This window comes from Enterobacter cloacae complex sp. 385G4 (genome assembly GCF_057320665.1).
In genome coordinates this window covers 68,562-88,777 of record NZ_JBXWDD010000011.1, presented here as the reverse complement: position 1 = coordinate 88,777, position 20,216 = coordinate 68,562, and the positions used below count along the sequence as shown (strand labels likewise).

General features: G+C 57.5%; 16 protein-coding genes. 10 read left to right on the top strand and 6 right to left on the bottom strand.

The window, feature by feature from the left end:
- Positions 1 to 84: 84 nt before the first annotated feature.
- From katG to metB, 4 genes are all read right to left on the bottom strand, one after another.
- Entirely contained in the window at positions 85 to 2,265 is a 2,181-nt protein-coding gene (gene katG / locus AC2FAJ_RS20825; RefSeq protein ID WP_041911802.1) for a catalase/peroxidase HPI, read from the bottom strand.
- Between the two features lie 146 nt (positions 2,266 to 2,411).
- Positions 2,412 to 3,299 (bottom strand): methylenetetrahydrofolate reductase, encoded by an 888-nt coding sequence (gene metF, locus AC2FAJ_RS20820; protein WP_041911801.1) that lies wholly within the window; start codon positions 3,297 to 3,299, stop codon positions 2,412 to 2,414.
- A 659-nt stretch (positions 3,300 to 3,958) separates the two neighbouring features.
- Positions 3,959 to 6,391 (bottom strand): bifunctional aspartate kinase/homoserine dehydrogenase II, encoded by a 2,433-nt coding sequence (locus AC2FAJ_RS20815; RefSeq protein WP_041911800.1) that lies wholly within the window; start codon positions 6,389 to 6,391, stop codon positions 3,959 to 3,961.
- Between the two features lie 2 nt (positions 6,392 to 6,393).
- The gene (gene metB / locus AC2FAJ_RS20810) at positions 6,394 to 7,554 is read right to left on the bottom strand and encodes a cystathionine gamma-synthase (RefSeq protein WP_021242813.1); all 1,161 of its coding nucleotides are present in this window, start codon (positions 7,552 to 7,554) and stop codon (positions 6,394 to 6,396) included.
- Positions 7,555 to 7,829: 275 nt separating this feature from the next.
- Between metB and metJ the strand changes: the two genes are divergently transcribed.
- Positions 7,830 to 8,147, top strand: a complete 318-nt coding sequence (gene metJ / locus AC2FAJ_RS20805) for a met regulon transcriptional regulator MetJ (protein ID WP_003862042.1) — start codon at positions 7,830 to 7,832, stop codon at positions 8,145 to 8,147.
- Between the two features lie 48 nt (positions 8,148 to 8,195).
- On the opposite strand, the gene rpmE is transcribed toward metJ, so the two are convergent.
- On the bottom strand, positions 8,196 to 8,408 hold the full coding sequence (gene rpmE, locus AC2FAJ_RS20800) for a 50S ribosomal protein L31 (RefSeq protein WP_003862040.1): 213 nt from the start codon (positions 8,406 to 8,408) through the stop codon (positions 8,196 to 8,198).
- A gap of 200 nt (positions 8,409 to 8,608) precedes the next feature.
- Here rpmE and priA point away from each other — a divergent pair, with 200 nt between their 5' ends.
- The 7 genes from priA to rraA all read left to right on the top strand — a co-directional run bounded on the left by priA (position 8,609) and on the right by rraA (position 16,580).
- Positions 8,609 to 10,804: a primosomal protein N' gene (gene priA / locus AC2FAJ_RS20795; RefSeq protein WP_045631547.1), complete on the top strand. Its 2,196-nt coding sequence runs from the start codon at positions 8,609 to 8,611 to the stop codon at positions 10,802 to 10,804.
- Positions 10,805 to 10,923: 119 nt separating this feature from the next.
- Positions 10,924 to 11,949 (top strand): DNA-binding transcriptional regulator CytR, encoded by a 1,026-nt coding sequence (cytR, locus tag AC2FAJ_RS20790; RefSeq protein WP_041911797.1) that lies wholly within the window; start codon positions 10,924 to 10,926, stop codon positions 11,947 to 11,949.
- A gap of 93 nt (positions 11,950 to 12,042) precedes the next feature.
- Positions 12,043 to 13,044: a cell division protein FtsN gene (gene ftsN / locus AC2FAJ_RS20785; protein WP_485454485.1), complete on the top strand. Its 1,002-nt coding sequence runs from the start codon at positions 12,043 to 12,045 to the stop codon at positions 13,042 to 13,044.
- Between the two features lie 94 nt (positions 13,045 to 13,138).
- A complete protein-coding gene (gene hslV / locus AC2FAJ_RS20780; RefSeq protein WP_008501802.1) occupies positions 13,139 to 13,669 on the top strand; it encodes an ATP-dependent protease subunit HslV in 531 nt (176 codons plus the stop codon).
- Between the two features lie 9 nt (positions 13,670 to 13,678).
- Positions 13,679 to 15,013, top strand: a complete 1,335-nt coding sequence (hslU, locus tag AC2FAJ_RS20775; RefSeq protein ID WP_028014840.1) for an ATP-dependent protease ATPase subunit HslU — start codon at positions 13,679 to 13,681, stop codon at positions 15,011 to 15,013.
- Positions 15,014 to 15,075: 62 nt separating this feature from the next.
- Positions 15,076 to 16,002, top strand: a complete 927-nt coding sequence (gene menA / locus AC2FAJ_RS20770; protein WP_100171285.1) for a 1,4-dihydroxy-2-naphthoate polyprenyltransferase — start codon at positions 15,076 to 15,078, stop codon at positions 16,000 to 16,002.
- Between the two features lie 92 nt (positions 16,003 to 16,094).
- On the top strand, positions 16,095 to 16,580 hold the full coding sequence (gene rraA, locus AC2FAJ_RS20765; RefSeq protein ID WP_014885702.1) for a ribonuclease E activity regulator RraA: 486 nt from the start codon (positions 16,095 to 16,097) through the stop codon (positions 16,578 to 16,580).
- A gap of 584 nt (positions 16,581 to 17,164) precedes the next feature.
- Here rraA and zapB read toward each other — a convergent pair.
- A complete protein-coding gene (gene zapB, locus AC2FAJ_RS20760) occupies positions 17,165 to 17,404 on the bottom strand; it encodes a septal ring assembly protein ZapB (protein ID WP_028014842.1) in 240 nt (79 codons plus the stop codon).
- 398 nt (positions 17,405 to 17,802) lie between these two features.
- On the opposite strand from zapB, the gene AC2FAJ_RS20755 reads away from it, so the two are divergent.
- Positions 17,803 to 18,648 carry an MIP/aquaporin family protein gene (locus tag AC2FAJ_RS20755; RefSeq protein WP_028014843.1) on the top strand — a complete coding sequence of 282 codons (846 nt, stop codon included), beginning with the start codon at positions 17,803 to 17,805 and terminating at the stop codon, positions 18,646 to 18,648.
- 21 nt (positions 18,649 to 18,669) lie between these two features.
- The gene (glpK, locus tag AC2FAJ_RS20750; RefSeq protein ID WP_028014844.1) at positions 18,670 to 20,178 is read left to right on the top strand and encodes a glycerol kinase GlpK; all 1,509 of its coding nucleotides are present in this window, start codon (positions 18,670 to 18,672) and stop codon (positions 20,176 to 20,178) included.
- The last annotated feature ends 38 nt before the right edge of the window (positions 20,179 to 20,216 follow it).

The following is a 20,216-nucleotide window of genomic DNA, read 5'->3' as shown; positions in this document are numbered from 1 at the left end:
GATCGCCTGAAAAGCGGGTGACAGCTACGCCTTACCCCGCCTGGATGACTGGCAAAAAAATCCCCGCCGTGGCGGGGATTGCTTTTACTTCACGTCAAACCGATCCAAATCCATCACCTTCGCCCATGCGGCAACGAAGTCACGGACAAACTTCTCGTGCGCATCGCTGCTGGCGTAAACCTCGGCCAGCGCGCGCAGGACGGCGTTCGAACCGAAGACCAGGTCGGCGCGGGTCGCGGTGTATTTCACTTCACCGCTGGCGCGATCGCTACCGGCAAACAGCTCGTTTGAATCGTCGGTCGCTTTCCACTGGGTATTCATATCCAGCAGGTTCACGAAGAAGTCGTTGCTCAGCACGCCCTCGCGGCTGGTGAATACGCCATTCTTGCTGCCATCAAAGTTCGTGCCCAGCACGCGCAGGCCACCGATCAGCACCGTCAGCTCAGGTGCGGTCAGGGTCAGTTGCTGGGCCTTATCAATCAGCAATGATTCCGTCGTGGACACATCCACCTGCGCACGGTAGTTGCGGAAGCCGTCGGCAATCGGTTCGAGCAGGTTAAACATCTCGATATCCGTCTGATCCTGACGCGCATCCACACGGCCCGGCGTGAACGGCACGTTGACGTAAACGCCCGCGGCTTTCGCCGCCTGCTCAACGCCCACAACGCCCGCCAGCACGATGATATCCGCCAGCGAGGCTTTATTGGTGGTGCGCTGAATAGCTTCCAGAGCCGGTAACGCACGTACCGCCGCGGCGTTCACATCCCAGTCGCGCTGAGGCGCCAGCGCCAGACGCGCGCCGTTGGCGCCGCCGCGCTTGTCGCCACCGCGGAAGGTCGATGCAGACGCCCATGCCACGGAAACCAGCTCGCTCACGGAGAGGCCAGAGGCCGCGATTTCCGCTTTCAGGCTTTCAATGTCTTCCTGCGTCGGATGGAACACCGGCTGAGGCAGCGGATCCTGCCAAATCAGATCTTCTTTCGGCACTTCCGGGCCGATGTACCGCGCTTTTGGCCCCATATCACGGTGGGTCAGTTTGAACCACGCGCGCGCGAAGGCTTCGTTAAAGGCCTGCGGATCGTTCAGGAAGCGACGGGAAATTTTCTCGAATTCCGGGTCGAAACGCAGCGTCAGGTCGGTGACCAGCATGGTTGGCTTACGTTTTTTCGACGGGTCAAACGGGTCTGGCATGATTTCCGGCGCATCCACGGCTTCAAACTGAATCGCGCCTGCCGGGCTGCGGGTCTGCACCCATTCGTATTTGAACAGGTTCTCGAAGAAGTAGTTGCTCCACTGGGTCGGAGTTTGCGACCAGATGACTTCCAGCCCGGAGGTGATGGCGTCAGCGCCAATACCGGTGCCGTGCGTGCTGGCCCAGCCTAAGCCCTGCGCTTCAATCGGCGAGGCTTCTGGATCGGTACCTACGTGCGTGGCTTCACCCGCGCCGTGGGTTTTACCGAGCGTGTGACCTCCGGCAATCAGCGCGACGGTCTCTTCGTCGTTCATACCCATGTTGCCAAAGGTGGCGCGGATCGCCGCCGCAGCAGACAGCGGTTCACCGCTGGCGTTTGGCCCTTCCGGGTTCACGTAAATCAGCCCCATTTCGGTGGCCGCCAGCGGGCGCTTCGCCAGTGCTTCCGGGTCACGGTGGGTCAGCCAGGCTTTTTCATCACCCCAGTTCACGTCCAGATCCGGTTCCCAGACGTCTTCACGACCGGCGCCAAAACCAAAGGTGCGGAAGCCGGAGTTCTCCAGCGCCACGTTACCCGCGAGAATAAACAGGTCGGCCCAGGAGATTTTTTGTCCGTATTTTTGCTTGATTGGCCACAGCAGGCGGCGCGCTTTATCCAGGCTGACGTTATCAGGCCAGGAGTTCAGCGGCGCAAAGCGCTGTTGGCCGCGTCCGGCGCCGCCGCGTCCGTCAACGGAGCGGTAAGTACCGGCACCGTGCCAGGCCATGCGAATAAACAGACCCGCGTAGCTGCCCCAGTCGGCAGGCCACCACGGTTGAGAATCGGTTAACAGGGCTTTGAGATCGCCCTTGAGGGCGGAATAGTCGAGCTTGCTGAATTCTTTGCGGTAGTCGAAGTCTTCACCCAGAGGGTTCGAACGGTTGGAATGTTGGTTTAGAAGATCGATGCGGAGTTGTTTAGGCCACCACTCTTTGCTGCCGGTACCAGCGCCCGCGCTGTGATCGACGCCGCCCTGATGGAACGGACATTTGCCGGCGGATGCCGCGTTATTGGTCTCGTCTGACGTGCTCATCGCTATGCTCCCTTTACAGTGATACCGTTACGATATACACCACTAGCAATAAGATATAGTTGAATTAATCCACAGATTCGATAGTTAATACCTTTTAACTTTTTATATGATTAAAAAGCCCTCACTTTATGAGGGCTTTTTGCTGATTACGCCGGACGAACGCCCAGCGTATGACAAATGGCATAGCTCATCTCCGCGCGGTTAAGCGTGTAGAAGTGGAAGTCCTTCACCCCTTCGCGGCTTAAGATCTTCACCATGTCCATCGCGATATTGGCCCCCACCAGCTTGCGGGTTTCCGCGTCATCGTCCAGCCCTTCGTACATTTTGGACATCCACAGCGGAATGCGAACGTTGGTCATATCGGCGAACTTCTTCGCCTGTTTGAAGTTAGAGACTGGCAGAATGCCCGGGATAATTTCGACGTCGATACCTGCCGAGACGCAGCGGTCGCGGAAGCGCAGATAGCTTTCCACGTCAAAGAAGAACTGGGTGATGGCGCGGTTGGCACCGGCCTCCACCTTACGCTTCAGGTTAAGCAAATCCGCCTGGGCGCTTTTCGCTTCCGGGTGGACTTCAGGGTAGGCGGCCACGGAGATATCAAAATCAGCAACGTCTTTCAGCAGCGCGACCAGATCGGTAGCGTACATGTCCGGCTTGCCGCTTCCCGGCGGCAGATCGCCACGCAGGGCAACGATATGGCGAATCCCGTTGTTCCAGTAGTCCTGGGCAATGGCGCGCAGCTCATCGCGGGTGGCGTCAATACAGGTCAGATGCGGCGCTGCTTCCAGACCGGTACGATCTTTGATGCCTTTAATAATGCTGTGCGTGCGGTCGCGCTCGCCGGAGTTGGCGCCGTAGGTCACGGAGACAAACTTCGGCTTAAGGCTGCTCAGGCGATCGATAGAGCTCCACAGGGTTTGCTCCATTTCACTGGTGCGCGGCGGGAAAAATTCAAAAGAGACGTTAATCTGGCCGTTTACTTCGGCCAGGCTCTGATTCAGTGCTTCCCGCTGGTTGGCGTGAAAAAAGCTCATACCTTACCTCTATCTTTCGCGTGTCATTGTCTGTTGTGTTGTGAACTTCTATACGTTTAGACGTCCAGATGTAAAAATGACGGAAAAGCGGCGTGACGTCAACAGAAATAATCACAATAACGGTGAGGTTTGCTCAGGGAAGATGAAGGGAGTTCATGATGAGGGTGAGCGCGGTCTGATGCCCTCACCCTAACCCTCTCCCTGTGGGCTGAGGGATCCCCACAAAATAATACCAGCACGGACGACCCCCTCTCCCTTGAGGGAGAGGGCTGGGGTGAGGGGGAACATACGGCTCTGGTGGTCATTCCGTTCACTTTATGTTCCTTGCTACTCTGTAAGGACATGACCTGTGAACGTGCCAGGGCGGCTCAATCGCCGCCGCCCTGGCGACCCGGGCTCCCGGCGGTAAATCGCCGCTTCGCGGTGCCTTCGGCTTATTCCTTCCGGCTTGTCGGGGGCGGGCGGAGGTAACGTCCCTGTAAAGCCCGCCCTCTCGGCGCATCCATGCGCCTCGCCCCGGCCTACAGGAAACGCCTCAGCGATTTACAGCCGGACCAGGACATCGCTGTTAGTTATTCATTTCTCTGAAGCAATGTTCATCGCTTCAGGAAAAAATTACTGGGGATTCCTCAGCCCACAGGGAGAGGGAAATTCACTTTTTACAGCAGCTTAGCCAGACGGTTAATATCGGACTGGATAGCCCCAGCGGTGACGTCGCGCCCCGCGCCCGGGCCGCGGATCACCAGCGGGTTATCGCGGTACCAGCGGCTTTCAATGGCGAAGACGTTATCGCACGGCAGCAGGGCCGCCAGCGGATGGTCAGGACGCACCGCCTCGACACCCACACGCGCCTTACCGTTCGCCTCGAAACGCGCCACGTAGCGCAGCACCAGCCCCATCTCGTTTGCCGCTTCCAGACGCTGCACCATCTGGTCATTCAGCTCGTCGCCGTTTTCGAAGAAGTGATCAACAGAACCTTCTTCGCAGCCCGCAGGCACCAGCGACTCGACGCGTACGGAATCCGGTTCGATGTCATAACCGGCTTCACGCGCCAGGATTACCAGCTTGCGCATCACGTCTTTACCGGAGAGGTCAACGCGCGGATCGGGCTCGGTCAAGCCCTGCTGCCACGCCTGATCCACCAGGTCGGTGAACGGTACGGTGCCGTCAAACTGCAGGAACAGCCAGGAGAGCGTGCCGGAGAAGATCCCGCTCAGCGCCAGAATGCTGTCGCCGCTTTCAATCAGGTCACGCACGGTATGGTTAACCGGCAGGCCCGCGCCAACGGTGGCATTATAGAGCCAGTGGCGGCCCGTTTTTTCAAACGCGTCGTGGATCTGACGGTATTTATCGGTGCTGCTCGCCCCCGCCAGCTTGTTGGCGCTGATGACGTGGAAACCGTGGCTGGCGAAATCCAGATACTGATCGGCAAGCTGTTCGCTGGCGGTGACGTCCAGCACCACCAGATCGTCATACGGGTGCGCGCGCATCCACAGGAACAGCGACTCTTCATCCTGCTCAACCGCTTCATCGTTAAAGAAGGCAAGCGCCCGGCTGGCGTCCAGCCCTTCGTAGTTCAGCAGGCTGCGGCGGCTATCCACCACGCCCGCAAGAATAAATTCAAACCCGGTACGCGCCGAAAGCGTGACCTGTTCGCGGGCGAACAGCTCCAGCCAGCGGGAACCGATGTTACCCTTACCAAACAGCACCAGGCCGATGCGTTTTTCCGCGCGGAACAGCGAGGTGTGCAGACCCTGAATCAGGCTTTCGGTTGGGCCTTTACGCAGCACGGCGACCAGGCTGATGCCCTCTTCCGACTGCCAGGTGAACTCCACCGGCTGGCCCTTCAGCTGCTGCCAGAAGCGGTGGCAGTGCAGCGGGTTACGGGTGACGCCCGCGCCGACCATCGCCACCAGCGCCAGCCCCTGACGCAGGCGAAGCTCGCCCGGCAGGCCCGCTTCGTCAAGAATTTTCAGCGCGCTGTCCGCCACTTCGGCGGTATAGCAGAACTGCAGCAGCTGACGATCGTTATGCACGCCAACGGCCAGCGGACGCACCTGGGCGCGCTTCAGGATCGTGTCGATATCTTTATGCGCCAGCCTGAAGTCCTGACCCGCAGGGACCTGGAACTCAATCAGGCAGATGTCGTCGTGGCTGGTGACAATGCGCGCGCCCGTGCCGGACGCCAGCACGCGCTCAATGCGCGTGGACCCCTGATCCGGCGTATAGCTACAGCGCAGCTGCAGGTCAATATCGCTGCCGGAAACCGGCTGCAGCGTGCGCGCGTGCAGAACCGGTGCCGCCAGACGCGCCAGCTCGCTGGCTTCGTCGAGACGCAGCAACGGAAGCAGGCAGGCATCTTTCACTTTACGCGGGTCCGCGCTGTAGACACCGGCCACGTCGCTCCAGATGGTAACGCGGGACACGCCCGCCAGGGCACCAATTTGCGTTGCCGAGTAGTCCGAACCGTTACGACCCAGCAGCACGGTTTCACCGGCGTTGCTGCGGCTGATAAAGCCAGTGACGACAATACGTTTGCCCGGATGCTGCACCAGCAGCTGTTGCAGCAGCGGATAGGACAACCCTTCGTCCACCTGCGGCTGCGCGGCGCGTTCCGCACGCAGGAAATCACGCGCGTCGAGCCAGGCCGCGTCCACGCCCAGGTGTTGCAGCACGGCGGCCATCAGGCGCGCGGACCACACTTCACCGTGGCCCACCACTTCGGCATACACCGCGTCGGTAATCCCGCTGTCCAGCAGAGCAGCCAGACGCTCAAGGTCATGCGTGAAGGCGCTGATCAGCCCGTCCGCCACGTCCGCAGGCAGCAGGCCGGCAATCAGCTCGCTCTGGTAACGACGTAAGGACTGTTGCACCTGATGCGCAGAAAGGCGATCGGTCTGGCTCAGTTTCAGCCAGCTAATCAACTGGTTGGTGGTGCTGCCCGCCGCCGAGACAACCATCATGTCACCCGGCTGTGAATATTCGGTCATGATCCCTGCGACGCGCAGATAACATTTCACATCAGCAAGACTACTACCACCAAACTTGTGCAGCTGACGACCCTTCGCCCCTGCCTGCGCTATCACACTCATGATTACCCCTTGGCTGCGACCCGGAAGCCATTTTCCAGATCGGCAATTAAATCTTCAGAATCTTCAATACCGGTCGAGATACGCAGCAGCGTCTCGGAAATCCCGGCGGCGGCACGTGCTTCCGGTGCCATACCTGCGTGCGTCATGGTCGCGGCGTGGGAGATCAAGCTTTCAACCCCACCTAAGGATTCCGCCAGCGTAAACAATGACAGCCCGCTCAGGAAGCGACGCAGCGTTTGCTCGTCACCGTCCAGTTCAAAACTTAACATCGCGCCAAATCCCTTCTGCTGGCGCGCGGCAATCTCATGCCCCTGGTTTTCCGGCAGCGACGGGTGATAAAGCTTCTTCACCAGCGGCTGGGTTTTCAGGAAATCGACAATCGCCTGGGCATTACGCTGCGCCACGTCCATGCGCGGCGAAAGCGTGCGGATGCCGCGCAACAGCAGGTAGCTGTCGAACGCGCCCGCGGTGACGCCGATGTTATTAGCCCACCATGCCAGTTCCGTGACAACGTCGGGATCTTTTGCAATCACCACGCCCGCCACCACGTCAGAATGACCGTTCAGATATTTGGTGCATGAATGCAATACCAGATCCGCACCCAGTGCTAACGGGTTCTGAAGGGCCGGACTGAGGAAGGTATTATCCACTACACTTATCGCTCCCGCATCCCTTGCGAGCTGACAAATTTTCGCAATGTCGACAACGCGCAACAATGGGTTGCTTGGACTTTCCACCAGAACCAGCTTCGGCTTCTCTGCCAGCGCCTGTTTCAGCGCCTGTTCGTCGTTTTGATCGACAAACAGCACGCGGTAGCAGCCGCGCTTTGCCAGGCTGTCAAACAGACGATAGCTGCCGCCGTAACAGTCGTGCGGCGCAACCAGCAGATCGCCAGGCTTCAGGAACACCGTGGTCACCAGGTGAATGGCAGACATACCGGTATTGGTTAATACCGCACCCGCGCCGCCTTCCAGTTCCGCCAGCGCGCGCTGGGTTACATCACGCGTAGGGTTGCCGCGACGCGAGTAGTCATGCGCGCGCGGTTCATTAAATCCGGTGAAATTGTAGGTGCTGGAAAGATGAATGGGCGGGACAACGCAGCCGTACTGCTCGTCATCATTTAATCCGCTACGCACTGCGATCGTGGCCTGTTTACGCGTCATGGTGAGGGCTTCCTGGCGAATGAGGTGAAAAGTCAGCCACCAGAGTAAACATTGAAAGTATGGACGTCAATACATCTGGACATCTAAACTTCTTTGCGTATAGATTGAGCAATGCGCAAATAGCCGTTAAAATTATATGCTTTAGTGCACGCTGCAGCGGCAATATCCGTGCCACGGTATCGTCTCTACGGTAAACTACGCAAGATTACGGTTCAAAACGGGCAGTGACCGGTTTGCACCTTTAGATTAATGACTGAGAGGATTAAAGGTATCTCATGGCTGAATGGAGCGGCGAATATATCAGCCCATACGCTGAGCACGGTAAGAAGAGTGAGCAAGTAAAGAAAATTACGGTTTCCATTCCTCTGAAGGTGTTGAAGATCCTCACCGATGAACGTACGCGTCGTCAGGTGAACAACCTGCGTCACGCGACCAACAGCGAACTGCTGTGCGAAGCGTTCCTGCATGCGTTTACCGGCCAACCGTTGCCGAACGATGACGATCTGCGCAAAGAGCGTAGCGACGAAATCCCGGAAGAGGCGAAGGTGATCATGCGTGAACTGGGTATTGACCCGGAGACGTGGGAATACTGAGAAGCGGATACAAAAAAGGCACCTTGCGGTGCCTTTTTTTCGGGAAACTTATTTAGCGCCCGGGATGCTGAAACGCTTGTTGAAGCGGTCAACACGGCCACCGGTTGCAACATCACGCTGCTTACCAGTGTAGAACGGGTGGCATTTGCCGCACACGTCCAGGTTCAGATCGTGACCCACGGTAGAGCGGATCTGGATAGAGTTACCGCAAGAGCAGTTTGCAGTAATCATTTCGTATTTCGGGTGAATATCTTTTTTCATGGGAGAACCTCAGTTAAGGCCGCGTCGCTCTTCCAGCCCTAACGCCAGACACCACGCGATGTTGAATGTAAGTTCTTTGGCGTAAAGTACACCAAAGGCGGCGAATCATACAGAATTTAACCAACGTATGCAAACTGATCCGCACGCCGCTTTTACTAATGTGTATACTAACGCGCCACTTTTCAAGTCAGGAAGATTCGATGCCCGTCGCTCACGTTGCCCTGCCCGTTCCGCTTCCCCGCACCTTTGACTACCTGCTGCCCGACAGCATGAGCGCCAAAGCGGGCTGTCGCGTGACCGTGCCGTTTGGCAAACAGCAGCGCGTGGGGATCGTCGTCTCCGTCAGCGATAAAAGCGAATTGCCCCTCAATGAACTGAAATCGGTGGTTGAGGTGCTGGACAGCGAGCCGGTTTACTCCACCAGCACCTGGCGACTGCTGCTGTGGGCGGCAGATTATTATCATCACCCGATTGGCGACGTTCTGTTCCACGCCCTGCCGATCCTGCTGCGCCAGGGCAAAAGCGCCAGCCACGCCCCGATGTGGTACTGGTTTGCCACCGAACAGGGGCAGGCCGTGGACATCAACAGCCTGAAGCGTTCGCAGAAACAGCAGCAGGCGCTGGCGGCGCTGCGTCAGGGAAAAATCTGGCGGCACCAGGTCGACGAGCTTGAGGTCAGCGAAACGGCGCTACAGGCATTAAGAAAGAAAGGGTTGAGCGAGCTGGCCAGCGAAGCGCCCGCCCTTCACGACTGGCGCGACGGCTTCTCCGTCTCGGGCGATCGCCTGCGCCTGAATACCGAGCAGGCCACCGCGGTAGGCGCCATTCATAGCGCCTCGGACCACTTTTCCGCCTGGCTGCTGGCGGGCGTGACGGGCTCCGGCAAGACCGAAGTCTATCTGAGCGTGCTGGAAAACGTGCTCGCGCAGGGCAAACAGGCGCTGGTGATGGTGCCGGAAATCGGCCTGACGCCGCAGACCATTGCCCGCTTCCGCGAGCGCTTTAACGCGCCCGTTGAGGTGCTGCACTCCGGGCTGAACGACAGCGAGCGCCTCAGCGCCTGGCTGAAAGCGAAAAACGGCGAAGCGGCGATTGTGATCGGCACCCGCTCGTCGCTGTTTACGCCGTTTAAAAACCTTGGCGTTATCGTGATCGACGAAGAGCACGACAGCTCCTATAAACAGCAGGAAGGCTGGCGCTATCACGCCCGCGATCTGGCGGTCTACCGTGCGCACAGCGAGCAAATCCCCATTATTCTCGGGTCCGCCACCCCCGCGCTTGAAACGCTGCACAACGTTCGCCAGCGTAAATACCACATGCTGCGCCTGACGCGCCGCGCGGGGAATGCCCGCCCGGCCATTCAACACGTGCTGGATCTGAAAGGCCAGCAGGTGCAAGCCGGGTTAGCGCCTGCGCTGATTAGCCGCATGCGCCAGCATTTGCAGGCGGGGAACCAGGTCATTCTGTTCCTCAACCGTCGCGGATTTGCCCCCGCCCTGCTGTGCCACGACTGCGGCTGGATTGCCGAGTGCCCGCGCTGCGACCACTACTACACCTTCCATCAGGCCCAGCGACATTTGCGCTGCCACCACTGCGACAGCCAGCGTCCGGTTCCTCGCCAGTGCCCGTCATGTGGTTCCACGCATATCGTGCCGGTGGGGCTGGGAACGGAACAGCTGGAACAGGCGCTTGGCCCTTTCTTCCCGGACGTGCCTATTTCCCGAATCGACCGGGACACCACCAGCCGCAAGGGGGCGCTGGAGCAGCAGCTGGCGGAAGTGCATCGCGGCGGCGCGCGCATCCTGATTGGCACCCAGATGCTGGCCAAAGGGCACCACTTCCCGGACGTGACGCTGGTCGCCCTGCTCGACGTCGACGGCGCGCTGTTCTCGGCAGATTTCCGCTCCGCCGAGCGCTTCGCCCAGCTTTATACTCAGGTGGCAGGGCGTGCCGGACGCGCGGGTAAACAGGGCGAGGTAGTACTGCAAACGCATCACCCTGAGCACCCGCTGCTACAGACTCTGCTGCACAAAGGTTATGACGCCTTTGCCGAGCAGGCGCTGGCCGAACGCCAGACCATGCAGTTGCCGCCGTGGACCAGCCACGTCATCATCCGCGCGGAGGATCATAACAACCAGCAGGCGCCGCTTTTCCTGCAACAGCTAAGGAATCTCCTGCAGGCCAGCCCGCTGGTGGATAACCAGCTGTGGATCCTGGGCCCGGTGCCGGCGCTGGCACCAAAACGCGGTGGACGTTTCCGCTGGCAAATTTTGCTTCAGCATCCCTCGCGTATTCGCCTGCAGCACATCGTCAGCGGCACGCTGGCGCTCATCAATACCCTGCCGGAAGCGCGTAAAGTGAAGTGGGTACTGGACGTCGATCCCATCGAAGGCTGAAGACGGATCGAAAAATTTAACGCGCCTCACACTTTTTATGAAAATTCTGTAACCGATTCCATTAACTATCTGTAAAAATGGTGATGTCCGCAGTTCGGTGTTCAGGCGAGGAGAAGACGTTGAAGTCCAGGAAAGAGGTTGCCACGGCGACCATGAAAGACGTTGCCGAGAAAGCACAAGTCTCAACGGCAACCGTGTCCCGCGCATTAATGAACCCGGATAAAGTCTCCCAGGCGACCCGTAACAAGGTTGAACAGGCGGCGCTGGAAGTGGGGTATTTCCCGCAGGCGATGGGGCGGAACGTCAAGCGCAATGAATCTCGGACCATCCTGGTAATAGTGCCGGATATCTGCGATCCCTTCTTCAGCGAGATCATTCGCGGTATCGAAGTGACGGCGGCTGAGCAGGGCTATCTGGTGCTGATTGGCGACTGCGCTCACCAGAACCAGCAGGAAAAAACCTTTATCGACCTCATTATCACCAAGCAGATTGACGGCATGCTGCTGCTTGGCTCGCGCCTGCCGTTTGATGCCAGCATCGAAGAGCAGCGCAATTTACCGCCGATGGTAATGGCCAACGAATTTGCGCCAGAGCTTGAGCTGCCGACGGTCCACATTGATAACCTCACCGCCGCGTTCAACGCCGTAAACTATCTCCAGGAGCTGGGGCATAAGCGGATTGGCTGCATTGCCGGGCCGGAAGAGATGCCGCTGTGCCACTACCGCCTGCAGGGCTATGTTCAGGCGCTGCGCCGTACCGGTGCGATTGTCGATCCGCACTATATTGCGCGCGGTGATTTTACCTTTGAAGCGGGCGGACAGGCGCTGGAGAAACTGCTGGCGCTGCCGGAACCGCCAACGGCGGTGTTCTGCCACAGCGACGTGATGGCGCTGGGTGCGCTTTCACACGCCAAGCGCCGTGGCTTACGTGTGCCGAAAGATTTGTCGATTATCGGATTCGATAACATTTCACTTTCAGAGTTTTGCGATCCACCGCTCTCCACCGTTTCACAACCGCGCTATCAGATTGGCCGCGAAGCGATGCTACTTCTGCTGGATCAGCTGCAGGGTCAAACGGTTAGCAGCGGCTCGCGTTTGCTGGACTGCGAGCTGATTATTCGCGGCTCTACCCAGGCATTGACTTAAAGTAAACGCCTTTCGGACACCCTTATCTGGTCAAAGCCCCGCCGCTTAAGTAACATGGCGGGCTGACGAACGAATAAATACAGCGAAACGATAGTGGCACAACGAGATTATGTACGTCGCGGCCAGCCGGCACCTTCGCGACGCAAAAAGAGCAGTTCAAAAAGCAAGCAGCGTAATCTGCCTGCGGTCTCGCCAGCAATGGTCGCTATTGCTGCGGCCGTGCTGGTGGCCTTTATTGGCGGCCTGTACTTCATCACGCACCATAAAAAAGAAGAGTCCGAGGCCCTTCAGGGCAACAAAGTGGTGGGAAATGGTCTGCCGCCGAAACCTGAAGAGCGCTGGCGCTATATTAAAGAGCTGGAAAGTCGTCAGCCCGGCGTGCGTGCGCCTACTGAGCCCTCAGCCGGTGGCGAAGTGAAGAATGCCGATCAGCTGACGGACGAGCAGCGCCAGCTGCTGGCACAGATGCAGGCCGATATGCGCCAGCAGCCGACGCAGCTGAATGAAGTGCCGTGGAATGAACAAACGCCAGCGCAGCGTCAGCAAACGTTGCAGCTGCAGCGTCAGCGCCAGCGCCAGGCACAAATTCAACAGCAGCAACAGCAGCAACAGCAGCAGTGGACGCAAACTCAGCCGGTACAGCAGCCGAAGGCCCAGCCATACCAGCAACCGCAGCAGCAGACGCGTACGGTGCAGTCGCAGCCTGTTCAACAGCCAAAAGCGCAGCCGCCAAAGCAAGCGGCGCAGCCGTATCAGGATCTGCTCCAGACGCCAGCGCATACCACCGCGCAGCAGCCGAAAACGCAGCAGGCCGCGCCGGTAACCAAAGAGACCGAAGCGCCGAAGCAGACGGCAGAGAAAAAAGACGAGCGCCGCTGGATGGTGCAGTGCGGTTCGTTTAAAGGTGCCGAGCAGGCGGAAACGGTGCGTGCACAGCTGGCGTTTGAAGGATTTGACTCACGCATTACCACCAATAACGGCTGGAATCGCGTAGTGATCGGCCCGGTCAAAGGCAAAGAAAACGCAGACGGCACCATTTCCCGTTTGAAAGTGGCTGGCCACACAAACTGCATTCGACTCGCCTCCGGGGGTTGAAACCCCCAAAATCCCCCCCATCTATCATTTAATTCAGCCCTGAGCACAGGCTCAGGGCTTCTGTTTCCCGAATCTGTAACCAGGGGGTCTGCTCGTGACAACAATAGTAAGTGTACGCCGTAACGGCCATGTGGTAATCGCCGGTGATGGCCAGGCCACGCTGGGTAATACCGTCATGAAAGGCAACGTGAAGAAAGTCCGTCGTCTCTACAACGACAAAGTGATCGCCGGTTTCGCAGGCGGCACGGCGGATGCCTTCACGCTGTTTGAACTGTTTGAACGCAAGCTGGAAATGCACCAGGGTCATCTGGTGAAAGCTGCCGTTGAGCTGGCAAAGGACTGGCGTACCGACCGTATGCTGCGCAAGCTCGAAGCGTTGCTGGCGGTCGCGGATGAAACCGCTTCGCTTATTATCACCGGTAACGGTGACGTGATTCAGCCGGAAAACGACCTGATTGCCATCGGCTCTGGCGGCCCTTATGCCCAGGCTGCAGCCCGCGCGCTGTTGGAAAATACCGACATGAACGCGCGCGATATCGCGGTGAAGGCGTTGGATATTGCAGGTGATATCTGCATCTATACCAACCACAACCACACCATCGAAGAATTGACCTCCAAAGCGTAAGGATCTCCCATGTCTGAAATGACCCCACGCGAAATTGTCAGCGAACTGAACAAACACATTATCGGCCAGGATAACGCCAAGCGCTCCGTGGCTATCGCGCTGCGTAACCGCTGGCGTCGTATGCAGCTTGATGAAGAGCTGCGTCACGAAGTCACCCCGAAAAACATTCTGATGATCGGCCCGACCGGCGTCGGTAAAACCGAAATCGCCCGTCGTCTGGCGAAGCTGGCGAACGCGCCGTTCATCAAAGTTGAAGCCACCAAGTTCACCGAAGTGGGCTATGTGGGTAAAGAAGTGGACTCTATCATCCGCGACCTGACCGATTCTGCGATTAAGATGGTGCGCGTCCAGGCGATTGAGAAAAACCGCTACCGCGCGGAAGAGATGGCCGAAGAGCGTATTCTCGACGTGCTGATCCCACCGGCGAAAAACAACTGGGGCCAGGCTGAACAGCAGGCTGAGCCTTCAGCCGCGCGTCAGGCGTTCCGCAAAAAACTGCGTGAAGGCCAGCTGGACGACAAAGAGATTGAGATCGACCTCGCGGCCGCGCCGATGGGCGTGGAGATCATGGCGCCTCCGGGCATGGAAGAGATGACCAGCCAGCTGCAGTCCATGTTCCAGAACCTGGGCGGCCAAAAGCAGAAAGCGCGTAAGCTAAAAATCAAAGACGCGATGAAGCTGCTGATTGAAGAAGAAGCGGCGAAGCTGGTAAATCCGGAAGAGCTGAAGCAGGACGCTATCGACGCGGTTGAGCAGCACGGTATCGTGTTTATCGACGAAATCGACAAAATTTGTAAGCGCGGCGGCAACAGCTCCGGTCCGGACGTGTCCCGCGAAGGCGTACAGCGCGACCTGCTGCCGCTGGTTGAAGGCTGCACCGTCTCTACCAAGCACGGCATGGTGAAAACGGACCACATTCTGTTTATCGCTTCCGGTGCATTCCAGGTAGCCAGCCCGTCGGATCTGATCCCCGAACTGCAGGGTCGTCTGCCTATCCGCGTTGAGCTGCAGGCGCTGACCACCGAAGATTTCGAGCGCATCCTGACGGAGCCAAACGCCTCTGCTACCGTACAGTACAAGGCGCTGATGGCGACCGAAGGCGTGAACCTCGAGTTCACCGAAGACGGTATCAAGCGTATCGCCCAGGCCGCATGGCAGGTCAACGAAACCACCGAGAACATCGGTGCGCGTCGTCTGCACACCGTGCTGGAACGTCTGGTTGAAGACATCTCATATGACGCGAGCGACCTCAACGGTCAAACCATTACCATCGACGCAGACTATGTGAGCAAACATCTGGATGCGTTAGTGGCAGATGAAGATCTGAGCCGTTTTATCCTATAATCGCGGTTACTGCATTCTCATCACTGTTAATGGGGGCTAAGGCCCCCATTTTTATTGGCTAAATTACTATGACTGATATCAGCCGTACTCAGGCGTGGCTCGAAAGTCTGCGCCCTAAAACGCTTCCTCTGGCTTTTGCCGCCATTATTGTCGGCACCGCGCTTGCCTGGTGGCAAGGGCATTTCGATCCGCTGGTGGCAGGTCTGGCGCTCATTACCGCCGGGCTGCTGCAAATCCTCTCTAACCTCGCGAACGATTATGGCGATGCGGTAAAAGGCAGCGACAAGCCTGACCGTATCGGGCCGCTGCGCGGGATGCAAAAAGGGGTGATCACCCAGGCACAGATGAAGCGCGCGCTGATTATCACCGTGGTGCTGATTTGCTTATCTGGCCTGGCGCTGGTGACGGTCGCCTCGAAAACTACCAGCGACTTCATTGGCTTCCTGGTGCTGGGCCTGCTCGCCATTATCGCGGCCATCACCTACACCGTCGGCACGCGCCCTTACGGCTATATTGGCCTTGGGGATATCTCTGTGCTGGTGTTCTTCGGCTGGCTGAGCGTAATGGGGAGCTGGTACTTACAGGCGCATACGGTGATCCCTGCCCTGTTCCTCCCGGCGACCGCCTGCGGCCTGCTGGCGACGGCGGTACTCAATATCAATAATCTGCGCGATATCGACAGCGATCGCGAGAACGGCAAGAACACGCTGGCGGTGCGTCTGGGGCCGGTGAATGCGCGCCGCTATCATGCCTGCCTGCTTATTGGCGCGCTGGTTTGCCTGGCGCTATTTAACCTGATTTCCCTGCACAGTCTGTGGGGCTGGCTGTTTGTGCTTGCCGCGCCGCTGCTGGTTAAGCAGGCCCGCTTTGTGATGCGTGAACTCAGCCCGGCAGCCATGCCGCCGATGCTGGAGCGAACGGTAAAAGGCGCTCTGCTGACTAACCTGTTGTTCGTTATTGGGATTGTGTTAAGCCAGACGCTCAGTTAGCTGACAAATATCAATTAACAATTGATGATTTTGCCAACAACGCATTTCGCACGATATACTGAACACATTCGCAGCAACTGAGCGTTAAACCTATGAAATACGATACCTCCGAGCTTTGTGACATCTACCAGGAAGATGTCAACGTCGTTGAACCGCTGTTCTCCAACTTTGGTGGGCGGTCATCGTTTGGCGGGCAAATCGTCACGGTGAAATGTTTCGAGGACAACGGGTTGCTGTACGATCTGCTCGAACAGAACGGCCGTGGCCGCGTTCTGGTGGTCGACGGCGGCGGGTCCGTGCGTCGCGCACTGATTGATGCTGAACTGGCCGGCATTGCCGTCCAGAACGAGTGGGAAGGCATTGTGGTGTACGGCTCCGTGCGTCAGGTGGACGATCTCGAAGACCTGGATATCGGGATTCAGGCCATCGCGGCCATTCCGGTAGGCGCTGCGGGTGACGGCATCGGCGAAAGCGACGTGCGCGTTAACTTCGGCGGCGTGACCTTCTTCTCAGGCGATCATCTCTACGCCGATAATACCGGCATTATCCTTTCTGAAGATCCGCTGGATATTGAGTAATAAAACCATAAGCGTGAACCATAAAAAAACCGCCAACAGCAATGTGGCGGTTTTTTTGTCCCTCGGGATTCGCGGTCCGTTGGGAAGTTTTGCAACCTTTAACCAGGATTTTTATCTTACCCTGGTTCAAACCTCAGGTAACCCCATCGACCCTTTATAAGTTCCTAATTATCTATGAAAACCTTAACTACGCTGCTATTGCTCATTATGATGCAGCGTCCCTTTCCGCCATTTCGCACATGGGCATCGGTCCAGGGAAAGGTGTAACCACAACCGTAAAGCAGCCTTTAACCAGGCTTGTGTCCACCGACTTATCACCGGTGGTGAACGGTGGAGCGGTTAGCCGCAGGGACCGCATAATGAAACGCTATTTATGTATCGCGTTCATTGTCGCCAGCGTACTCGTTGTAAAAAGTGATGAACCGATCGGGTTTGTTGCGTTTACCACGACAGCGCAGGACAAGTAGCGTTAAGGCCGCCTTGGGCGGCCTTTTTTATGGTTGGATGTCAGTCAGCGAGAACCATAAAAAAAGCCGGGTAGCGGCATCGCCTTACCCGGCCTGTTCAGTTCATCCCAGTGGGAATCAGACTTCTTCCATACGTCCCAGCAGCGCCTGCAGGCGATCCTGCCAGCCGTTCTGCTGTTCGCGCAGCTGGTTGTTTTCGCGCTCCAGTTCTTCGCGGCCGTGCTGAGCGTTCTGAACTTCCTGCGCCAGGCTGTTGTTCTTCTCTTTCAGCTCTTCAATTTCCATCTGCAGCAGCGTGATGGTGTCAATCGCCTGCTGTACTTTCGCTTCCAGTTTCTCAAACACTTCTAAAGACATGATCCTACCTCTCCTGAATTGCAAGGCGACGCTTTAACGTAAACGCGCACAACATATGTTCCGATTGTATGGAGCGCAGTCGCCCCTGTCCAGCGGCATGCCACGCAGATCGCGGTTTGCAACACTTTTCGGCCTCGTCCTGGTGCGTTCGCGGCATATACCTCTAAGTTGTTAACCCATTCGTTAAAAAAATGATTCAGCTCACCATGCGCGACTGATGCAAAAACGCGCTTTATGGCGCGAAAACGCTCATTTTATTGACACAGACCACACATTTTAATTTCGATATTTCTCGTTTTTGCTCGTTAACGATAAATTAACACTATGTCTACAGGGCATCGTGGCTGTCACGGGCGGCCACGCTAACAATAAACATCAATTTCTTCAGGATTCCGATTATGAGTCAGACATCAACCTTAAAAGGCCAGTGCATTGCCGAGTTCCTTGGTACCGGGTTGTTGATATTCTTCGGAGTGGGCTGTGTCGCTGCACTGAAAGTGGCGGGTGCCAGTTTTGGTCAGTGGGAAATCAGTATCATCTGGGGTCTGGGCGTGGCGATGGCCATCTACCTGACTGCAGGGGTCTCTGGCGCACATCTTAACCCGGCGGTGACTATCGCACTGTGGCTGTTCGCGTGCTTCGACGGACGCAAAGTTGTTCCCTTCATTATTTCTCAATTTGCCGGCGCGTTTTGCGCAGCGGCGTTAGTTTACGGGCTTTATTACAATCTTTTCATCGACTTCGAACAGACGCATCATATGGTGCGCGGCAGCGTCGAAAGTCTGGATCTGGCAGGCATCTTCTCAACCTACCCTAACCCGCATATCAATTTTGTGCAGGCGTTCGCAGTTGAAATGGTGATTACCGCTATTCTGATGGGCGTCATTATGGCTTTGGGCGATGATGGTAACGGCATTCCGCGTGGCCCGCTGGCGCCATTGCTGATTGGCCTCCTGATCGCCGTCATAGGTGCGTCCATGGGGCCGTTAACAGGGTTTGCGATGAACCCGGCGCGTGACCTGGGTCCAAAAACCTTCGCCTTCTTTGCAGGATGGGGCGACGTGGCTTTCACCGGCGGCAAAGATATTCCTTACTTCCTGGTACCGCTGTTCGGACCAGTCGTAGGGGCGGCACTGGGTGCATTTGGCTATCGCAAATTAATTGGTCGCCACTTACCGTGCGACACCTGTGTGGAAGAGGAGAAGGAGACGACTTCTACCGCACAACAAAAAGCTTCGCTGTAATCTGACTACGGGACACATACCATGACCGAAAAAAAATATATCGTTGCGCTCGACCAGGGCACTACCAGCTCCCGCGCTGTCGTAATGGATCATGACGCGAATATCGTCAGCGTGTCACAGCGCGAATTTGAGCAAATTTATCCTCGTCCAGGCTGGGTAGAACACGACCCGATGGAGATCTGGGCGTCACAAAGCTCCACGCTGGTGGAAGTGCTGGCGAAAGCAGACATCAGTTCCGACGAAATCGCCGCTATCGGTATCACCAACCAGCGTGAAACCACCGTGGTGTGGGAACGCGAAACCGGTAAGCCGATTTACAACGCCATCGTCTGGCAGTGCCGCCGTACGTCAGAGATCTGCGAACAGCTTAAGCGTGACGGGATGGAAGAGTACGTGCGTAGCGCCACCGGCCTGGTGGTTGACCCGTACTTCTCCGGCACCAAAGTGAAGTGGATCCTCGACCACGTGGAAGGTTCACGCGAGCGTGCAAAACGCGGCGAGCTGCTGTTCGGTACCGTTGATACCTGGCTTATCTGGAAGATGACTCAGGGACGTGTCCACGTTACTGACTACACTAACGCCTCGCGCACCATGCTGTTCAACATCAACACCCTGGAGTGGGATGACAAGATGCTGGACGCGCTGGATATTCCGCGCGCGATGCTGCCTGAAGTGCGTAAGTCGTCTGAAGTCTACGGCCAGACCAACATCGGCGGTAAAGGCGGCACCCGTATTCCTATCGCCGGTATAGCCGGTGACCAGCAGGCTGCGCTGTTCGGCCAGCTGTGCGTCAAGGAAGGGATGGCGAAGAACACCTACGGCACCGGCTGCTTTATGCTGATGAACACCGGCGAGAAAGCGGTGAAATCAGAAAACGGCCTGCTGACCACCATCGCCTGCGGCCCGCGCGGCGAGGTGAACTATGCCCTGGAAGGTGCGGTGTTTATGGCGGGCGCATCTATTCAGTGGCTGCGCGACGAGATGAAGCTGATCAGCGATGCGTTTGACTCCGAGTACTTCGCGACCAAAGTGAAAGACACCAACGGCGTGTACGTGGTGCCAGCGTTCACCGGTCTGGGCGCACCGTACTGGGACCCGTATGCCCGCGGCGCAATTTTCGGCCTGACGCGTGGTGTGAACTCAAACCACATCATTCGTGCGACCCTGGAATCCATCGCCTACCAGACGCGTGACGTACTGGAAGCGATGCAGGCAGACTCCGGCATTCGTCTGCACGCCCTGCGCGTGGACGGCGGCGCGGTGGCCAACAACTTCCTGATGCAGTTCCAGTCCGACATTCTGGGTACCCGCGTTGAGCGCCCTGAAGTACGTGAAGTGACGGCACTGGGCGCGGCGTACCTTGCGGGTCTCGCGGTAGGCTTCTGGCAGAACCTGGACGAGCTGCAGGAGAAAGCGGTCATCGAACGCGAATTCCGCCCTGGTATCGAAACCACCGAGCGCAACTACCGCTACAGCGGCTGGAAGAAAGCGGTGAAACGCGCCCTTGCGTGGGAAGAGCACGAAGAGTAAGCCTATATTCCCTCTCCCTGTGGGAGAGGGTTAGGGTG